Here is a 16,874-nt window from a genome sequence, read left to right on the forward strand (position 1 = left end):
GACGATGCGCAAGATCGTGGTGATGCCGGTCTACGAGGATCTGGAAGCCTCCTCGAAGCTGTTTGTCGAGCTCGCCCGCACCCAGGGCCCGGACACCTATGTGGTGGCCGTGGACGACGGCTCGGTGCGGCAGCCATTGCCGATCAGCGCCATTGAGGCTTCGGGGTTGGAGGGCGTGGTGATCCGCCTGCGTCGCAATGTCGGGCATCAGCGTGCGATCGCCATCGGCCTGGGCTATGTGGCCGAACACTTCGATGGCAATGACATTGTCGTGGTGATGGATTCCGATGGCGAGGATACGCCGGAGAGCATCACCGAACTGGTGGCGGGCCTGGATTCGGCCGATGTCGACGTGGTGGTGGCCAGTCGTCGCAGCCGGGTCGAATCGCTGAAGTTCAAGTCGTTCTACATTGTCTACAAGCTGCTGTTCTCGCTGCTCAGCGGGCGCCAGATCAGCTTCGGCAACTTCATGGCGGCGAAGATGCCGGCGGTGCGCCGGTTGGCATCGATGCAGGAGCTGTGGATCCACGTTGCCGCCTGCGTGCTGGGCTCGAAGCTGCGCGTGCAGACCTGTGCGCTGGATCGTGGTCCGCGCTACGCCGGTCGCAGCAAGATGAATTTCGTCGGCCTGGCCCTGCACGGATTCCGTGCACTGATGGTGTTTGCCGAGGACGTGCTGGTACGCGTGGGCATCGCCTGCACCATGGTGGCGGCACTGTCGATCATCGGCGGCATCGTCGCCACCGGGCTGAAGATGCTGGGCTTTGCATCGCAGGGCTGGTTCTCGCTGGCATTCGGCATCCTGGTGCTGGTGTTCCTGCAGACCGCGGCACTGACGCTGATCATCCTGATGTTGTCGGGGATGATGCGCGGCGGTGGTGTCATGAGCGTGGGCAGCTATCGCGAGTTCGTCGACGAGGTCCTGCATGCCGGCCGCCGCAGTGGCTAAGGATGCGCTGGGCGGACAGGCCGTCCGCTACGTGATCAATGGCCTGCTCGCCACCGCAGTGCACTATGGAGTGCTGCACTTCAACATTGAGGTGCTGCACATCCCGTTGGCCGCGGTGGCCAATGCGATTGCAGCGGTCTTCGGCATCACCGTATCGTTCCTCGGCAGCCGCTACTTCGTTTTCCATGGCAGGCAGGGCAGCCTGGCGCGGCAGGGCTCGCTGTTCCTGCTGATCTACGCGGCGATCGCCGTGCTGCATGCGCTGGTGATGTACGTCTGGGCCGATCGATGGGGTCTGGACTATCGCATCGGATTCGTATTGGCCACGGGGATGCAGATGGCTTTCAGCTTCGTTGCCAACAAATTCCTGGTGTTCAAATGAACAAGTATCTGCGTGCCGCGCTGGCAACCCTGGCGTTCATTGCCACCCTGCTGCTGGTCTACTACGTCCACATGCGCCAGTTCCGCGTGAACGTGGTGCTGTATGCCAGCATCCTCGACGCGGTGATCGCCGTGGTGGTGGTGTTTGCGGGCCTGTACGCGTTGAAGTGGTTCAGGGATTTCAGCCGCCTGGAGCTGATCCAGCTGGCGGCCATCTGGTTGCTGGGAGGCTATGTGTTCGCGATCTCGGTCCCGACCGTCATCGACCGCTCGCTGTCCTTCTACATCCTGGAGAAGCTGCAACAGCGTGGTGGTGGGATACGTGAAGACGCGTTCCGCCAGGTGTTCACTGAAGAGTACGTCCGCGAGCATCACCTGGTGGAAGTGCGCCTGACCGAGCAGCTGCAGTCCGGAACCGTGGAGATCCATGATGGTTGTGTGCGATTGACCGCGCGTGGCGAGCGCCTCGCATCGTTCGGCCGCTTCTACCGGCAGAACCTGCTGCCGACCCACCGCCTGCTGATGGGGCAGTACACCGATGCACTCACCGATCCCTTCCGCGACAGCCGGATGCCCTCTGACTACCGTTGCCGATAGCCTGGGCGCTGCTGGCGTATTGATTCTTCCGTTGGTTCCTGAAACGATTCATGGATGACATGACCTCCACCTCTCCCCGCCTGCGCACCCCGCGCCGGGACCTGGCGATTGCCGGGATCCTGGTGCTGCTGTTGGCCGCTTCCCTCGTATCGGTCGCCAAGCGATCGGACTATCAGACGTCGTTGCTGCGCCAGGCCTTCGCTGAGGACGCGGGATTCGAGGCATCCGTACCACGCGAGGTGGTGGATGCACGTGGTCTGGTGCGCGCGCAGCCGATCGCTCCCTCGCTGCTTTCACTCGGGCAGGGGCTGAAGGACGACCCATTGATCCAGCAACGCATGTGGGAGGCGCTGTATCCGGTCCGGTTCAGCGATACCGATACCCCGCAGCGCCTGCTGAGGGCCGGTGATCCGCTGGTTGACCAGTGCCACGTCCAGGGGAGGAGCGGAGATGTCGTTCTTGCCGACTGCCGCTGAACCAGGGCGCCGTGCGGCGCTGGCCATGCTGGTCTCCATTCTTCTCTGCTACGGCCTGGCCGCCGTGGGCCTGATGGGCTGGCCGGTGCAGGTGGCATTTGGCGCGGTCGTGCTCAGCGCGCTGCTCGCCCTGCCGGCTGTGCGTGACCTGCGTACCGCCCCTCTGGTCCTGGCCGTGCTGGTGCTGGTGTTGATCGCACTGGGAAGCCCCAGCAATGGCTGGGACCCGCGTTCAATCTGGCTCTTCCATGCCAAGCGGATCTACCTGGAGGGCACGTTGTACGCCCAGCTGGATGATTACGCGCCGTGGAGCCACAACGACTATCCTGCACTGGTTCCGTTGTTGATGGCCTGTGCAGCAGGATTGGCTGGGCACTGGAACGAGCTGCTGCCCAAGGCGGTGGCACCGCTGCTGCTGCTGCCGGCACTGCTGCTGATCGCCCCGAGTTTCCGCTCGCGCTGGTGCGGCGTGCTGTTCGCAGTGCTGCTGCTGCGCCTGGCGCGCGACATGCTGATCAACGGCTACATGGATCCGCTGGTGGCGGTCTACGCCGTCGCTGCCGTGGCGACAGCGATGCGCCACCGCATGTCCGGGAAGCACGGTGGTAGTCGCGAGCTGGTCGCATTCATGTTGCTGGTGGCCGTGCTGTCGATGTTGAAGAACGAGGGGGCCGTGCTTGCAGCTCTGTTGACGGCCGTGGTGCTGGGCGAAGGCGTGCTGCGTGAGCGTCGCCTGGGCTGGCACATCCTCCTGGCCGCGGTTGTGGCCCTGCTGCCACTGCTGGCATGGAAGCTGGCCGTCGGGCAGGCAGGGGTTGGCAATGACCTGGCGGGAAGCGACATGAAGGTGCAGCTGCTGGCGCGGCTTGGCAGCGAGGGCAGTACCCTGCCGATCGTCGGGCGCCTGCTGCTGGATGTCTGGGTGCTGGTGCCGCTGCTGGTGCTGGCGGTGCTCTGGCGCCCGGAGCTGCGGGTTCCGGCGGCATCGGTTGCCGTGCTGGCGGCGCTGGCGTATGCAACGCTGCTGTTCCTGGTCTACCTGGGAACACCGCATGACCTGGACTGGCACCTGCGCAGCAGCGTCGACCGTGTCCGCATGCCGGTGACACTGCTGCTGGGGTTTGCAGTGCTGCTGGCACTGGAACATCGCGCCACGGCGAAGATGCCGCGCGCGCGTTGAGCCGGAACGCGCCGCGGCGTCATGCTGCGGCGCATCCCAGCGGTAGGCAGGTGTAGCGCTAGAATGCGCTCATTCTTCCCGTGTGGGGCTGTAGAAATGGAACACGTGACTTCCACCGGCAAGCGCGGCAAGCGCTTCGCCAGTGCGGCGCAGGCGCTGGAGGGCGTGGTCGCCGATGGCCAGACCCTGGCCGTGGGCGGCTTCGGCCTGTGCGGCATTCCCGAGGCGCTGATCGCCGCGCTGCGTGACAGCGGGGCCAAGGGCCTGACGGTGATCTCCAACAACGCCGGTGTCGATGGCTTCGGCCTTGGCCAGCTGCTGGAGACGCGCCAGATCAGGAAGATGATTTCGTCCTACGTGGGCGAGAACAAGGAGTTCGAGCGGCAGTTCCTGGCTGGCGAACTGGAGCTCGAATTCAATCCGCAGGGCACCCTGGCCGAGCGCCTGCGTGCTGGCGGTGCAGGCATTCCCGCGTTCTTCACTGCCACCGGCTACGGCACGGTGGTGGCCGAAGGCAAGGAGACGCGCGAGTTCGACGGCAAGCACTACGTGATGGAAACCGCCCTGCGCGCCGACGTGGCGCTGGTCAAGGCGTGGAAGGCCGACGAGGCCGGCAACCTGGTGTTCCGCAAGACCGCGCGCAACTTCAACCCGGCCTGCGCGATGGCCGGCAAGGTCTGCATTGCGGAGGTCGAGGAGGTCGTGCCGGTGGGCGCCATCGATCCGGACCAGGTGCACCTGCCGGGTATCTACGTGCACCGTATCGTGCACAACGCACACCCTGAAAAACGCATCGAGCAGCGCACCGTCCGCGCGGAGGGCAACTGACATGGCATGGACCCGCGATGAGATGGCGGCACGTGCCGCCCGCGAACTGACCGATGGTGCCTACGTGAACCTGGGCATCGGCCTGCCGACCCTGGTCGCCAACCACATTCCCGAAGGCGTGGACGTGTGGCTGCAGTCGGAAAATGGCCTGCTGGGCATCGGCCCGTTCCCGACCGACGCTGAAGTCGACGCGGACCTGATCAATGCCGGCAAGCAGACCGTGACTGCACGCGCCGGTGCCAGCTATTTCGGCAGCCATGACAGCTTCGCGATGATCCGTGGCGGCCACGTCAACCTGGCCATTCTCGGCGCCATGCAGGTCACCGACAAGGGTGACCTGGCCAACTGGATGGTGCCCGGCAAGATGGTCAAGGGCATGGGCGGCGCGATGGACCTGGTGGCCGGCGTGCAGCGCGTGGTGGTGCTGATGGAGCACACCGCCAAGAATGGCGAGCACAAGATCCTGGCCGAATGCACGCTGCCGCTGACCGGCGTCGGCGTGGTTGATCGCATCATCACCGACCTGGCCGTATTCGACGTTACCGACGAGGGGCTGCTGCTGGTGGAAGCGGCACCGGGTGTCGGCGATGACGAACTGAAGGAAAAGACCGGCGTCGCGTTCCAGCGTGCCTGATGTTCCGGGGGCGGCCAAGCGCCGCCCTGTTCTTTGAGGGGCCGCCATGTTGTTCCTCCACGATCTGCCCGATGCGGACGTCCAGCACTTGCCGGGCTGGCTGGCTGCGGCCGACGCCGACCGGCTGATGGCCGCGCTGCAGGCCGAAGTGCCATGGGAGGTACATCGCATCCGCATGCTCGGCAACTGGGTGGAGTCGCCGCGGCTGAGCTGCTGGATCGGCGACCCGCAGGCCCGCTACCGTTACTCCGGTGCCGAGTTCGTGCCGTACTCATGGCCGCCCGTGCTGCAGGCCGTGCGTGAGCAGCTGCAGGACGGGAACATCAGTCGTTTCAACAGCGTGCTGCTGAACCGCTATCGGGATGGGGGAGATCACATGGGATGGCACAGTGACGATGAGCCGGAGCTGGGGCCGGCACCGGTGATTGCTTCGGTGAGCCTTGGTGCTGCGCGCCGCTTTCTGCTGCGACGGCGCGATGAGCCAGCGCGCAGGACCGAGTTCGTCCTGGGCCACGGAGACCTGTTGTTGATGGGCGGGCAGACCCAGCGCTTCTACCAGCACGCGCTCCCGAAGATGGCGCGGGTTCGCGGGGAGCGGATCAACCTGACGTTCCGCTGGATCCATTCACGCACGGCGGGCGCGCGTACCGGAGCCTAGCGCCGGACCAGATCGATGGCGGCGGTCAACAGGCCACGCCCGAAGTAGCCGTAGTTGCCGGAGAACACCTCTGCCATCACCGCGGGAATGCGGCGAATGCGTGCAGGGCCCATCCCCGTGCGTACCGTCAAGTGCCGCTGCTTCCGTTCAATCCACTCCAGGCGCGATACGGGCAGGCCCAGCGCGCGTGCGCGGGCCAGCAGCTGCTCGCACTGCAGTCGTTCGATCTCCAATTGGCGTTCCCGCCTCACCTCGCGCGAGACGCCATCCTGGTCGCCAAGCCCCACCTGGTTGTTGCCGTGCAGGCGGTAGCCGATCAACGGCTCGGGTAAGCTGTCGATCTCCCCTCGCATGGCCGCCAGCGTGCTGATCCAGGCGTCGTGGACCCAGCCCGAAGCAGGAAGAGGCAATGCATCGTCCAGAACCTGGCGACGCAGCGCCATTGCCGCCCCTGTCATCAGCGGACGCTTGAGCAGCAGCTCGAAACCGTGGCCTGCATGCATCCGCACATGCTCCGAAGGCCGGTACCCCAACGCGGAAAACAACCGTTTGGACAACATCCGGCCGGATCCGTCGATCAGTTGCGCATCGCTGTGCAGTGCCAGCAGCTCAGGGCGGGCATCGAACTCGGTGCAGAAACGTTGCAGCTTGTCCGGGTACCAGAGGTCATCCTGGTCGCACAGGAAAATGAGGTCGCCGGTACAGGCGCGGAGCGCGCCGTCGAAGTTCTGCCGATAGCCGACGTTGCGGGCATTCACCTGCAGGTCCACCGCGATGCCCAGGGCCTCTGCACGAGGCACGAACGAACGCAGCAATGCCAGGGTACCGTCGGAGGACGCATCGTCACGGATCACGAGCTGATCCGGATGGCGTGTCTGCGCCAGCAGGCTGTCCAGCTGCTCCTGCAGGAAGCGCTCGCCGTTGTAGGTGCAGACGGCGATGGAAACGGATGAGGTCATCGGGAGACGGTGCAGCCAGGTGCAGCCAGGATGCGTCGAGTATCGCATGCCTCCATCGAGACCCTCCCGCCCTCCGTGGCGCGCACGTCGGCCATTGATCAGTGCAGGGCGCCCGGCTGATCGTTCTGCCCGCTGACCAGCGTCCACCCCACCATGTCCTGCGCCAGCTGCTGCAGGCCACGCTCGAACGCGGCGGTCACGGCCGGCACATCGGTGCTGCCGACCGGCTGCGCCTGGCGGAACGTGCGGTCGGCCACCACGCGCTGGTCGGCGACGTGGATCAGCTTGGCGTTGACCTCGATCACCACCGTCGGCGTGGCCTGGCCCTGGTAGTCCGACTCGAAGCGGCGTACGTCGGTGGACAGCTTGTAGTCGGCGCGGATGCCGGCGGTGCTGCGCGCCACGCCGCGGATGCGGCCGGAGTCCTCGAAGCCACGCAGCAGGGTGTCCTCGATCATGTCGGTGGCCGGTTGCGCCCAGCTGGCGCCCTTGTAGATCTCCAGCTGCGACGGGGTCGGCCGCACGTTGATGCGCGGGCTGTCGACCATGCGCGCGGCGCTGGGCTTGGCCAGCACCAGCTGCCAGCTGGCCTGCGGCCACGCCGGATCGGCCTTCACCTGCACGGCGGGCGAGTACAGCGTCACTGCGGTTTTCTCGCTGCTGCCAAGGATGGAGCAGCCGCCCAGCAGGGTGGCCAGCGAAGCGGCCAGCAGCAGGCGCGGAAGGGGCATCGGGCTCATTTGGGTTCGAACTCCTTCGGTGCGTCGCGGCCCAGCAGATAGCGCGCGGGGTTGTTCTCGAGGCGGTCGCTGACCCGGCGCAGGTCGCGGATCAGGCCGCGCAGTTCGGTCAGCGTCGGGCCCAGCTGGCCGAGGCCATCGTTGGCGAAGCTGTTGATCGCGGCGCGGTTCTCGCCCAGGATCGAATCGGCGTTGCCGGCGGCCGAGTCGAGCTTGGCCAGGGTGCCGTCCAGCTTGTCGATGATGCCCGGCAGCTGCTGCACCAGGTTCTTGTCCAGGCGCTCGATCGTACCGTTGGTGGTCTTAAGGGTGGTGTCCAGGCTGCGGGCGGCGTCGCGCGCGCTGAGCAGCAGCGCCTGGGTACCCTGGTCGCGGTCGGCCAGGCCGCCGCTGATCGTCTCCAGGTTGGCCAGCGTCGCATTGATCGAGGCCACGTTGCGGTCGCTGAGGATCTGGTCCATGCGCTCGACGATGCGGTTGGCAACGTCGGTGATGTTCTGCAGCGCCGATGGCGTGGTCGGGATGATCGGGGCCGGGTCCTTGTTGACCGTGGTCAGCGCAGGCGACTGCGGCGTGCCACCGCTGAGCTGGATGATCGACGGGCCGGTCAGGCTGGTGATCGCCAGCTTGGCGCGGGTATCGGTCTTGACCGGGGTGGTCGAGTTCAGGCGGATGCGAGCGACCACCTGGCGCGGGTCGTCCGGCACCAGGTTCAGTTCGATGATCGAACCGACCGCGATGCCGTTGTACTGCACCGGGCTGCCCACCGACAGGCCGGTCACCGCCTCACGGAACACCACGCGGTATTCCTGCCAGGTACGGTCGGAGGAGTACTTGGCCGCCCACAGGCCGAAGGCCAGAAGGGCCAGGCCGGTGATCAGGGTGAACGCGCCGATCAGCACGTAGTTGGCTTTGGTTTCCATGGCTCAGGCACTCTCGATCTGTTCGCCGCGCGCGGCACGCGCACGCGGTCCGTGGAAGTATTCCTGGATCCACGGATGATCCAGTTTCTCGATGTCCGGCAGCGGCGCGTTGGCCACCACCTTGCGGTCGGCGATCACCGCCACCCGGTCGCAGATCGCGTACAGCGTGTCCAGGTCGTGGGTGATCAGGAACACGGTCAGCCCCAGCGCTTCCTGCAGGGTCTTGATCAGGCGGTCAAATGCCGCCGCACCAATCGGGTCGAGGCCGGCGGTGGGTTCATCCAGGAACAGCAGGGGCGGGTCCAGCGCCAGCGCCCGGGCCAGGCCCGCACGCTTGCGCATGCCGCCGGACAACTGCGATGGCAGCTTGTTGATCGCATCGGCGGGCAGGCCGGCCAGCTTCACCTTCAGCAGCGCGAGCTCGTAGTGCCAGCGCTCGGGCAATTCGCGGTGGTGTTCCTTCAAGGGCACCTGCACGTTCTCGCCCACGGTCAGCGAAGAAAACAGGGCGCCATCCTGGAACAGCACGCCGGTGTTGCGTTCGATGTGCAGTCGGCTCTCGGCATCGTCGGCACGCGCATCGCGGCCGAGCACTTCGATCTGTCCGGCGTCGGGCGTGCGCAGGCCGAGGATCGAACGCATCAGCACCGACTTGCCGGTGCCCGAGCCACCGACCACGCCCAGGATCTCGCCGCGGCGCACGTCCAGGTCCAGGTCTTCATGCACGGTCTGGCTGCCGAAGCGGTTGACCAGCCCGCGCACGCGGATGGCCAGGTCGTGGCCTTCGCCGTCCTGCATGGGGATTTCTTCGGGAGTCGTATGCGTGCTCATGTCACCAGTCCATGTGCATGAACCACAACGCCGCGAAGGCATCGATGATGATCACCAGCGAGATGGTCTGCACCACGCTGGAGGTGGTGCGTTCACCGACCGACTGCGCCGTGCCTTCCACCTTCAGGCCTTCCAGGCAGCCGATCAGGCCGATCACCAGTGCGAACACCGGGGCCTTGGACAGGCCGACCAGCATGTGCCGCACTTCCATGGTTTCGTGCATGCGCGCGATGTACATCTGCGGCGGGATGTCTAGGTCGAACGCGCCGACGGTGATACCGCCGGCCAGGCCGGCAACCATCGCGATGAAGGTCAGCAGGGGCAGGGTGACCAGCAGCGCCATCAACCGTGGCAGCACCAGCAGGTCGATCGGGTCCAGGCCCAGCGTGCGCATGGCATCGATTTCCTCGCGCGCCTTCATCGCACCGATCTGCGCGGTGAACGCACTGGCGGTGCGGCCGGCCAGCACGATCGCGGTCAGCAGTACCGCGAACTCGCGCAGGAAGGCGATGTTGACCAGCTCGACCACGTAGATCTCGGCGCCGAAGTCGCGCAGGATGGTCGAGCCGAGGAAGGCGATCACCGCACCGACCAGGTACGACAGCAGCGCCACCAGCGGTACTGCGTCCAGCCCGACCTGCTCCATCTGGTGCACGGTGGCGGTCAGTCGGAAGCGACGGGGCTCCTTGACCAGCCGGGCTGCCTTGACCAGGTTTTCGCCCAGGAAACTGCACAGCGCCTTGATATTGTGGCCAGTGGCATGGACGCTGACACCGAGCCGTTCCAGCGCGGCCAGCACGCCGAAATCGCGCTTGGGCCTGGGCCGGTCGTCGGCCACTTCCTCGATGGTGCAGACCAGCGCCTGGTGATCCGGGCGGAACTGCAACGCGTCCTCGCCGAGATCGGCGCGATGGGCCACCCGCAGCACCTGCAGCACGCCGGCCGAATCCATCTTCTCGATGCCGGTGGCGTCGATGCCGGTCAGTGTGTCGGGAACGCCGCGCAGGACTTCGGCCGCGGCCAGCGCGGTCTTCAAGGTCCAGGTGCCGGACAGGCGGATCAGGCCCGGGTCATGGGCGTCCTGTTCGAGCTGGGGGGCGTGGTTCGGGGTCACTTGGGCCATTCGGGTCGCAGCATAACCGTTCTGTCTGGGGCATCGCGTCGAACCCGGATGAATTTATCCAGTGCGGCCCGGCAGTAGGTAATACTACGGCGCATGTCCGCAGACGCTCACACGATCCCCACGCCCCAGGCCACCTACGCGCAGCGCGTGGCCTTTGTTTCCGAGATCGCCGGACGCCTGCACAGCTACGGCACCACGGCCCAGCGCCTGGAAACGGCAGTGGTGGCACTGGCTCGCCAGCTCGATCTGGATTGTGAACCGTGGTCGAATCCCACCGGTATCATCCTCAGCTTCAGCGACCCGGCACAGGCGATCGGCTCCAGCGACATCACCCGCGTGATCCGCCTGGCGCCTGGCGAGAACGACCTGCACAAGCTCAGCGTCGCCGACCATATCGCCGAGGAAGTGTCCAACGGCCGGATGAGCATCGCCCAGGGCCACACCGCGCTGCGCCAGCTGGACAAGGATCCCGGCCGGCGCGGCAAGTTGCGCACCATCCTTTCGTTCACCCTCGGCGCTGCCGGCGTGGCCGGCATGTGGAAGCTGCCGTGGCTGGACATCGCCACCGCCGGTGTCATCGGCCTGATGATCGGCCTGCTCGGCATGGTCACCGACCGTCGCCCGGCCACCCGCGAAGCGGCCGAGGCGCTGGCGGCGCTGCTGGCCGGCATGGTCGCAACCCTGGTCGCGTCCTTTGTCGGCGCACTCAACCTCAACACGGTGATCATCGCCTCGCTGGTGGTGTTGCTGCCCGGCATGTCGCTGACCAATGCGGTCAATGAACTCGCCAGCCAGCACTGGGTCTCCGGTACCGCGCGCTTCGCCGGCGCGTTGACCACCATCATGAAGCTCAGCGTGGGCGCGATGATCGCGGTGACCCTGGCCGACGTACTCGGCCTGGACCCGGTGATCCGCGCCACGCGGCCGCAGGGGCCGTGGGTGGAGTGGGGTTCACTGCTGACCGCAGCATTCGCCTTCGCGATGTTGTTCAAGGCCAACCGCCGCGACTATCCCTGGGTAATCGCCGCCTCGGTGGCCGGTTATGCGATCTCCAAGTTCGGCGGCCACGCCTGGGGTGCGCCGGCCGGCATCTTCCTGTCGGCGATGCTGCTGACCGCCGGTGGCAATCTGTTTGGCCGCCTGGTGGGCCGACCGGGCGCGATCATCCGCCTGCCCGGCATCATCATGATGGTGCCCGGCAGCACCAGCCTGCGCGGCGTGCTGACCCTGGTCCAGCAGCAGGATGTCGGCGCTGGCCAGAGCGTGTTCCTCACCGTGCTCAACGTGGTGATGGCGCTGGTGGCCGGCCTGCTGTTCGGCAACCTGCTGATGCCGGCGCGCAAAACCCTGTAGAGCCGAGCCCATGCTCGACTTTGCATATGGATAGCCGAGCGTGGGCTCGGCTCTACAAACAAGAAACGCCGGCTTCCGCCGGCGTTTTTCATTGCAATCTGATCCTGGCCTCAGGCCTTCTTGATCAGGAAATCTTCCGGCTTCTTGTTGCCCTTGGCGGTCAGCTCGGCCATCCAGCGCGGCTGCTTGCCACGACCGGTCCAGGTTTCCTTCGGGTTGGCCGGGTTGCGGTACTTCGGTGCCACCTTGCCCAGCTTGCGGCCGGCGGTCTTGGACGGTGCCTTGGCTGCCGGGGCGGCCTTGCGCGCGCGCGGGGCCGGGGCGCCGCCGAACAGTTCTTCGATGGTGTAACCCTCGGTCTTGGCCAGCTTGGTCAGCTGGGCCCGGACCTTGGTGATTGGCCGGCGCTTGGCGACGATGGTCTGCTGCTTCTTGGCGGTGCGGATCAGGGCGCCCAGTTCGCGTGCCGACAGGCCGGTCAGGTCAATGCTCATTTACGGTTACTCCGGAAACTAATGTGTGGACGGGACGAGCCAGTCCATGGCGTCGCAGCACAGAATAGAGATGAATTATTCCAAGCACAAATGCAGACAGGACAGGGCTTGGCGACGTACCGGCTGCATTGCGTCGATTTTGACCGGATTATGTCCGCTGCAATATCGGTGACGTGGCGGAAACGCAAAAAAAGACCGGGGCATGCCCGGTCCTTTCTGCGATCAGCCCTGCAGTCGCTGCAGCAGGGTGGCCTTGTCCAGGCTTTCCGCTTCGCTGGCGCGGCGCGAGCGGTACTCGTAGGTACCGGCGGCCAGGCCACGCTCGCTCACCACCACGCGGTGCGGGATGCCGATCAGTTCCATGTCGGCGAACATCGCGCCCGGGCGCAGGCCACGGTCGTCCAGCGCGGCATCGAGGCCGGCGTCGCGAAGTTCCTGCAGCAGGCTGGACGCTGCATCGGCGACGGCAACGTCGCCCTTCGGGTTGATCACGCACACCACCACCTGCCACGGCGCCATCGCGTCCGGCCAGATGATGCCGGCATCGTCATGGTTCTGTTCGATCGCGGCAGCCACCACGCGCGAGATGCCGATGCCGTAGCAGCCCATCGCCATCACCGCGGCCTTGCCGTTCTCGTCCAGCACGGTGGCATCCAGTGCTTCGGCGTACTTGCGGCCGAGCTGGAATACGTGACCGACTTCGATGCCGCGGGCGATCTTCAGTTCGCCGCCGTCCAGCGCGCGGTCACCGGCACGCACGTTGCGGATGTCGGCCACTTCCGGTTCCGGCAGGTCACGGCCCCAGTTGACGCCGGCCAGGTGGAAACCAGCTTCGTTGGCGCCGACGACGAAGTCGGACATCGCGGCCACTTCGCGATCGGCGACCACGCGGATGGCCTTCGCAGGCGCGACCGGGCCGAGGAAGCCGGGCACGCTGCCCAGGTACTCGGCGATCTCTGCTTCGCTGGCAAAGCGTTGCTCGTCCAGGCCGGCGACCTTGGCCAGCTTGATCTCGTTGACTTCATGGTCGCCGCGCACCAGCACCAGCACGAACTGCTGTGCGTCGCCTTCGCCGGCGACCAGCGCCACCGACTTCACGGTGCGCTGCAGGTCGATGCCGAGCAGGGCCGCGACGTCCTCGCAGGTCTTCTGGGTGGGCGTGTCGACCTTGCGCATCGCTTCAGCGGCGGCCGCACGCGGGGCCGGATCGGCGCTGATCGCCGCTTCCATGTTGGCCGCGTAATCCGAGCCGGTGGAGAACACCAGCGCGTCTTCGCCGGAATCGGCGATCACGTGGAATTCCTGCGAGGCATCGCCGCCGATCGCACCGGAGTCGGCCTGCACCATGCGGAAATCCAGGCCGAGGCGGGTGAAGATGCGGCTGTAGGCCGACTTCATGTTCTCGTACTCGCGCACCAGGCATTCATCATGCAGGTGGAACGAGTAGGCGTCCTTCATCAGGAACTCGCGCGAACGCATCACGCCGAAGCGCGGGCGGATCTCGTCGCGGAACTTGGTCTGCACCTGGTAGAAGTTCACCGGCAGCTGCTTGTAGCTGGACAGCTCGCTGCGCGCGAAGTCGCAGGCGGCTTCTTCGGCGGTCGGGCTGTAGCAGAAGACCTGGTCCTTGCGGTCCTTGATCTTCAGCAGCTGCGGGCCGAACTTCTGCCAGCGACCGGTCTGCTCCCACAGTTCCTTCGGCTGGATGGTCGGGATCTGGAATTCCACGGCACCGGCACGGTCCATTTCCTCGCGCACGATGCGCTCGACCTTGCGCAGCACGCGCAGGCCCAGCGGCGACCAGGTGTACAGGCCCGATGCAAGCTTGCGGATCATGCCCGCACGCAGCATCAGCCGGTGGCTGGTGAGCTCGGCGTCGCTGGGAGTTTCCTTGGTGGTGTGCAGGTGGAACTGGGAGAGGCGCATCGTCGGCTTCGGATAACGGCAGAGACGCCTATTCTGCCAGCCCGGCCGGGGTGGGGGTACTGGCAGGGCTGCGCCCTGCACCCGCCTCAAGCAACGTCAACTGCAACTGCCGAAGCAACGGCAAAGGCGGACTTCCCGTGGGATGGCGGGGTGGGTCCGGTTGCGGGGGACGCCGTAAATACGTCCCTGTAGGCGCGGTCGCGCCATCCATGGCGCTCACGCCCCCGCAACCGGACCCACCCCGCCTTCGACGGTTTTCCGCGATCTGTCGCCCTTTTGTAGAGCCGAGCGATGCTCGGCTTTTCGATCAATTCTCGAAATATTCGATTTCCATGGAGATTCATCCACGCATGGCGTGGATCTACCACCGTCACCAGGAACCTGTCGGAGGTGGGGTGGTGTGGGCTGGCAGGACCGTTGGCGCCATGGATGGCGCCATCGAGCCCCCATGGAAGGGTTTACGGCGTGTCCTGCCAGCCCACACCGCCCCGCCAAACCCACAGAAAGCCCGTAGCCGGCTGTTGACGTTGCCGTTGCTTGAAGCAGGTGCAGGGCTGCAAGCCCTGCCGATACCCTCACTCCGCCGGGCAATACGCCTTGATGGCCGCTTCCGCCAACCCCTTCTGCGCGCTGCGCTGTTCCGGGGTCAACGCGGTATCGGGCTTGCCGTCGCCATCGGTGTCGTGCATCACATGGCCGGTGCCTTCCAGCAGGGCCAGGTTGGCACGGGCGGTGCTGCACTGTTCCGGCACCGGCGCGGCCGGTGTCTCGGCGCTGGCCGCGGCCTGAGGGCTGCGGGCCTGCTCGCGGGTCTCGAATTTCTTGCCGGCCGGCGGGGTCTCCGAGTACTGGGTCACGCCATTGGCGTCCTTCCATTTATAGACCGGGCCGGCCACGGCGTTGGCACTGGCCAACAGCAGCAGGCATCCAAGGCAGGACAGGGCACGCATGGCAAACTCCATGGAATGGGCGTAGAACGCCGATTGCAGCATTGGCGCCGAGCACTGGCAAGTCGATTAAACTGGATTCCATGGACCCGATCACACCGCCGCCGCGTTCGCGCACGATTTACCTGCTGCCCAACCTGTTCACCACCGCCGGCCTGTTCGCCGGCTTCTACGCGATCATCGCCGCGGCCAACGGGGATTTCGTCAATGCCAGCATCGCCGTGTTCGTGGCAGCGGTGATGGATGGCCTGGACGGGCGCGTGGCGCGCCTGACCGGTACCAGCAGCGAATTCGGTGTGCAGTACGACTCGCTGGCCGACCTGGTCAGCTTCGGCATGGCCCCGGCGCTGGTGATGTACCACTGGTCGCTGTCGTGGCTGAAGTTCGATGACCCGCTGCTCGGGCGGGTCGGCTGGGCGGTGGCGTTCCTGTATGCCGCCTGCGCGGCACTGCGCCTGGCCCGCTTCAACACCCAGGTGGCGGTGGTCGACAAGCGCTGGTTCGTCGGCCTGGCCAGCCCGGCTGCGGCCGGCCTGATGATGTCCTTCGTCTGGGCCTTCGCCGATGGCAACCTGGGCTGGGACGGCAACCAGCTGCGCTATGTGGCGCTGGCGGTGACGATCGTCGCGGCGTTGCTGATGGTCAGCCGCATCCGCTTCTGGAGCTTCAAGGGCGGTGCTGCCAAGGGGGGGCGTTCCGACCGTGTGCCGTTCCTGGTGCTGGCACTGGTACCGGTGGCGATCGCCATCGCGGTCATCGATCTGCCGCGCGTGCTGTTCGCGGTGGGCATCCTGTACGCCTTGTCCGGCCCGGTGATGTGGGCCGTGCAGCGCCTGCGCAAGAAGCCCGAGGCCGCGTGAGCCAGGACCTGCCCGTGCTGTGGTCACCGGCCCAGCAGGCCTGGCTGCAGGCCATGGGTTACACCGTGTATCACGACGGCCAGCTGGCCGCCGAACTGGACGCCGCGCTGCAGTTGAGCGTGGCCGAAGCCGATGCGGCCGCAGCGGCTTCGGCGGAACCAGTGCGGGCGGGTTCGGCCTCCATGCGGGAACACCCTGCCGAAGCCGCAGCCGCTCCTCATCAGGGACGCCCTGCACCGCCGCGTCGCGAGACCCCCGTCACCGCACCGGATACCGCGCCGGCACCGGTCCGTCCGCTGCCGGGCGGCAATGCACGGCAACCGGCGGTGCGGCTCCCGGATCGCCTGCAGATCGCACTGCTGCGTGCGTCCGGCTGCAATCCCAACGATCCCGCCACGCAGGCGCTGATGGACAGTTGGCCGCTGGACCAGCTGCGCCAGGATCCGGCCGCCAAGCGCGCTTTGTGGCCGCAGTTGCGTGCCCTGCGCAAGCGGGGCAGTGCATGAGCGCGGTCAGCCAGCCCGGCCCCGTCGGCCTGCGCGCATTGCGCGAGAGCGACCTCAATGCGGTGATGGCGATCGAAGTGCGTGGCTATCCGTTCCCATGGACCCGCGGCATCTTCGTTGATTGCCTGCGTGCCGGTTATCCCGGACTGGCGATGGAGCGCGATGGCCAGCTGATCGGCTACGGCGTGCTCAGCATTGCCGCCGACGAGGCACATGTACTGAACATCTGCATCGATCCGCTGGCGCAGTCGCGTGGGCTGGGTCGCCAACTGCTGCGCGCACTGGTGCAGCTGGCGGGCAACCGGGGTGCGCACCGCGTGTTCCTGGAAGTGCGTCCGTCCAATACACCCGCGCTGGCCCTGTACCACAGCGAAGGTTTCAACGAGATCGGCCGCCGTCCACGCTACTACCCGGCGGCACAGGGCCGCGAGGATGCGGTGGTGATGGCCATCGAACTGGTCGACGGCGACCTGCAGGCGATGCCGCCGTTGTAAGGGAGAAGGGGTGCC

The 16,874-nt window shown here is 66.3% G+C and carries 20 protein-coding genes; 12 read left to right on the top strand and 8 right to left on the bottom strand.

Features of this window, described 5'->3' with window-relative positions:
• The first annotated feature begins 4 nt into the window (after positions 1–4).
• The 8 genes from ACZK0Z_RS03130 to ACZK0Z_RS03165 all read left to right on the top strand — a co-directional run bounded on the left by ACZK0Z_RS03130 (position 5) and on the right by ACZK0Z_RS03165 (position 5,703).
• Entirely contained in the window at positions 5–949 is a 945-nt protein-coding gene (locus tag ACZK0Z_RS03130) for a glycosyltransferase (RefSeq protein ID WP_005412175.1), read from the top strand.
• Entirely contained in the window at positions 927–1,331 is a 405-nt protein-coding gene (locus tag ACZK0Z_RS03135) for a GtrA family protein (RefSeq protein WP_049427932.1), read from the top strand. Before ACZK0Z_RS03130 ends, ACZK0Z_RS03135 begins: the two co-directional genes overlap by 23 nt.
• A complete protein-coding gene (locus ACZK0Z_RS03140) occupies positions 1,328–1,927 on the top strand; it encodes a hypothetical protein (protein WP_197632504.1) in 600 nt (199 codons plus the stop codon). Before ACZK0Z_RS03135 ends, ACZK0Z_RS03140 begins: the two co-directional genes overlap by 4 nt.
• Before the next feature lie 50 nt (positions 1,928–1,977).
• Positions 1,978–2,403, top strand: coding sequence for a hypothetical protein (locus ACZK0Z_RS03145; protein ID WP_197632503.1), 426 nt, complete (start codon positions 1,978–1,980; stop codon positions 2,401–2,403).
• The gene (locus ACZK0Z_RS03150; protein WP_459004471.1) at positions 2,378–3,583 is read left to right on the top strand and encodes a hypothetical protein; all 1,206 of its coding nucleotides are present in this window, start codon (positions 2,378–2,380) and stop codon (positions 3,581–3,583) included. Before ACZK0Z_RS03145 ends, ACZK0Z_RS03150 begins: the two co-directional genes overlap by 26 nt.
• Before the next feature lie 96 nt (positions 3,584–3,679).
• Positions 3,680–4,411, top strand: coding sequence for a CoA transferase subunit A (locus ACZK0Z_RS03155; RefSeq protein WP_049427926.1), 732 nt, complete (start codon positions 3,680–3,682; stop codon positions 4,409–4,411).
• Between the two features lies 1 nt (position 4,412).
• The gene (locus ACZK0Z_RS03160) at positions 4,413–5,045 is read left to right on the top strand and encodes a CoA transferase subunit B (protein ID WP_049427924.1); all 633 of its coding nucleotides are present in this window, start codon (positions 4,413–4,415) and stop codon (positions 5,043–5,045) included.
• A gap of 46 nt (positions 5,046–5,091) precedes the next feature.
• Positions 5,092–5,703 (top strand): alpha-ketoglutarate-dependent dioxygenase AlkB, encoded by a 612-nt coding sequence (locus tag ACZK0Z_RS03165; protein WP_197632501.1) that lies wholly within the window; start codon positions 5,092–5,094, stop codon positions 5,701–5,703.
• On the opposite strand, the gene ACZK0Z_RS03170 is transcribed toward ACZK0Z_RS03165, so the two are convergent.
• The 5 genes from ACZK0Z_RS03170 to ACZK0Z_RS03190 form a co-directional block, all read right to left on the bottom strand.
• Positions 5,700–6,662 (bottom strand): glycosyltransferase family 2 protein, encoded by a 963-nt coding sequence (locus ACZK0Z_RS03170; protein WP_197632500.1) that lies wholly within the window; start codon positions 6,660–6,662, stop codon positions 5,700–5,702. The genes ACZK0Z_RS03165 and ACZK0Z_RS03170 overlap by 4 nt on opposite strands.
• 98 nt (positions 6,663–6,760) lie before the next feature.
• Positions 6,761–7,402: an ABC-type transport auxiliary lipoprotein family protein gene (locus ACZK0Z_RS03175; RefSeq protein WP_049427918.1), complete on the bottom strand. Its 642-nt coding sequence runs from the start codon at positions 7,400–7,402 to the stop codon at positions 6,761–6,763.
• On the bottom strand, positions 7,399–8,325 hold the full coding sequence (locus ACZK0Z_RS03180) for an MlaD family protein (RefSeq protein WP_033835489.1): 927 nt from the start codon (positions 8,323–8,325) through the stop codon (positions 7,399–7,401). Before ACZK0Z_RS03180 ends, ACZK0Z_RS03175 begins: the two co-directional genes overlap by 4 nt.
• A gap of 3 nt (positions 8,326–8,328) precedes the next feature.
• Positions 8,329–9,156: an ABC transporter ATP-binding protein gene (locus ACZK0Z_RS03185; protein ID WP_049427916.1), complete on the bottom strand. Its 828-nt coding sequence runs from the start codon at positions 9,154–9,156 to the stop codon at positions 8,329–8,331.
• 1 nt (position 9,157) lies between these two features.
• Entirely contained in the window at positions 9,158–10,279 is a 1,122-nt protein-coding gene (locus tag ACZK0Z_RS03190) for an ABC transporter permease (RefSeq protein WP_049427915.1), read from the bottom strand.
• A gap of 93 nt (positions 10,280–10,372) precedes the next feature.
• On the opposite strand from ACZK0Z_RS03190, the gene ACZK0Z_RS03195 reads away from it, so the two are divergent.
• Positions 10,373–11,632, top strand: a complete 1,260-nt coding sequence (locus ACZK0Z_RS03195) for a threonine/serine exporter family protein (protein ID WP_049427914.1) — start codon at positions 10,373–10,375, stop codon at positions 11,630–11,632.
• 110 nt (positions 11,633–11,742) lie between these two features.
• Here ACZK0Z_RS03195 and ACZK0Z_RS03200 read toward each other — a convergent pair whose 3' ends face one another.
• The 3 genes from ACZK0Z_RS03200 to ACZK0Z_RS03210 form a co-directional block, all read right to left on the bottom strand.
• Positions 11,743–12,126, bottom strand: a complete 384-nt coding sequence (locus ACZK0Z_RS03200; protein ID WP_005408004.1) for an H-NS histone family protein — start codon at positions 12,124–12,126, stop codon at positions 11,743–11,745.
• A gap of 222 nt (positions 12,127–12,348) precedes the next feature.
• Complete coding sequence (locus ACZK0Z_RS03205) at positions 12,349–14,052, bottom strand: proline--tRNA ligase (protein ID WP_049427911.1); 1,704 nt, start codon at positions 14,050–14,052, stop codon at positions 12,349–12,351.
• A 575-nt stretch (positions 14,053–14,627) separates the two neighbouring features.
• Positions 14,628–15,002: a DUF4124 domain-containing protein gene (locus ACZK0Z_RS03210; RefSeq protein ID WP_197633038.1), complete on the bottom strand. Its 375-nt coding sequence runs from the start codon at positions 15,000–15,002 to the stop codon at positions 14,628–14,630.
• Between the two features lie 80 nt (positions 15,003–15,082).
• On the opposite strand from ACZK0Z_RS03210, the gene pssA reads away from it, so the two are divergent.
• Genes pssA through rimI form a run of 3 tightly spaced genes read left to right on the top strand, consistent with a single transcriptional unit; the run spans position 15,083 to position 16,859 of the window.
• Positions 15,083–15,859, top strand: a complete 777-nt coding sequence (gene pssA, locus ACZK0Z_RS03215; protein WP_046983850.1) for a CDP-diacylglycerol--serine O-phosphatidyltransferase — start codon at positions 15,083–15,085, stop codon at positions 15,857–15,859.
• The gene (locus ACZK0Z_RS03220) at positions 15,856–16,365 is read left to right on the top strand and encodes a hypothetical protein (RefSeq protein ID WP_197620107.1); all 510 of its coding nucleotides are present in this window, start codon (positions 15,856–15,858) and stop codon (positions 16,363–16,365) included. The genes pssA and ACZK0Z_RS03220 overlap by 4 nt, the downstream gene beginning before the upstream one ends.
• Positions 16,362–16,859, top strand: a complete 498-nt coding sequence (gene rimI, locus ACZK0Z_RS03225; protein WP_049427388.1) for a ribosomal protein S18-alanine N-acetyltransferase — start codon at positions 16,362–16,364, stop codon at positions 16,857–16,859. The genes ACZK0Z_RS03220 and rimI overlap by 4 nt, the downstream gene beginning before the upstream one ends.
• Positions 16,860–16,874 lie beyond the last annotated feature (15 nt).

Source organism: Stenotrophomonas sp. 116085_Sma (assembly GCF_056479585.1).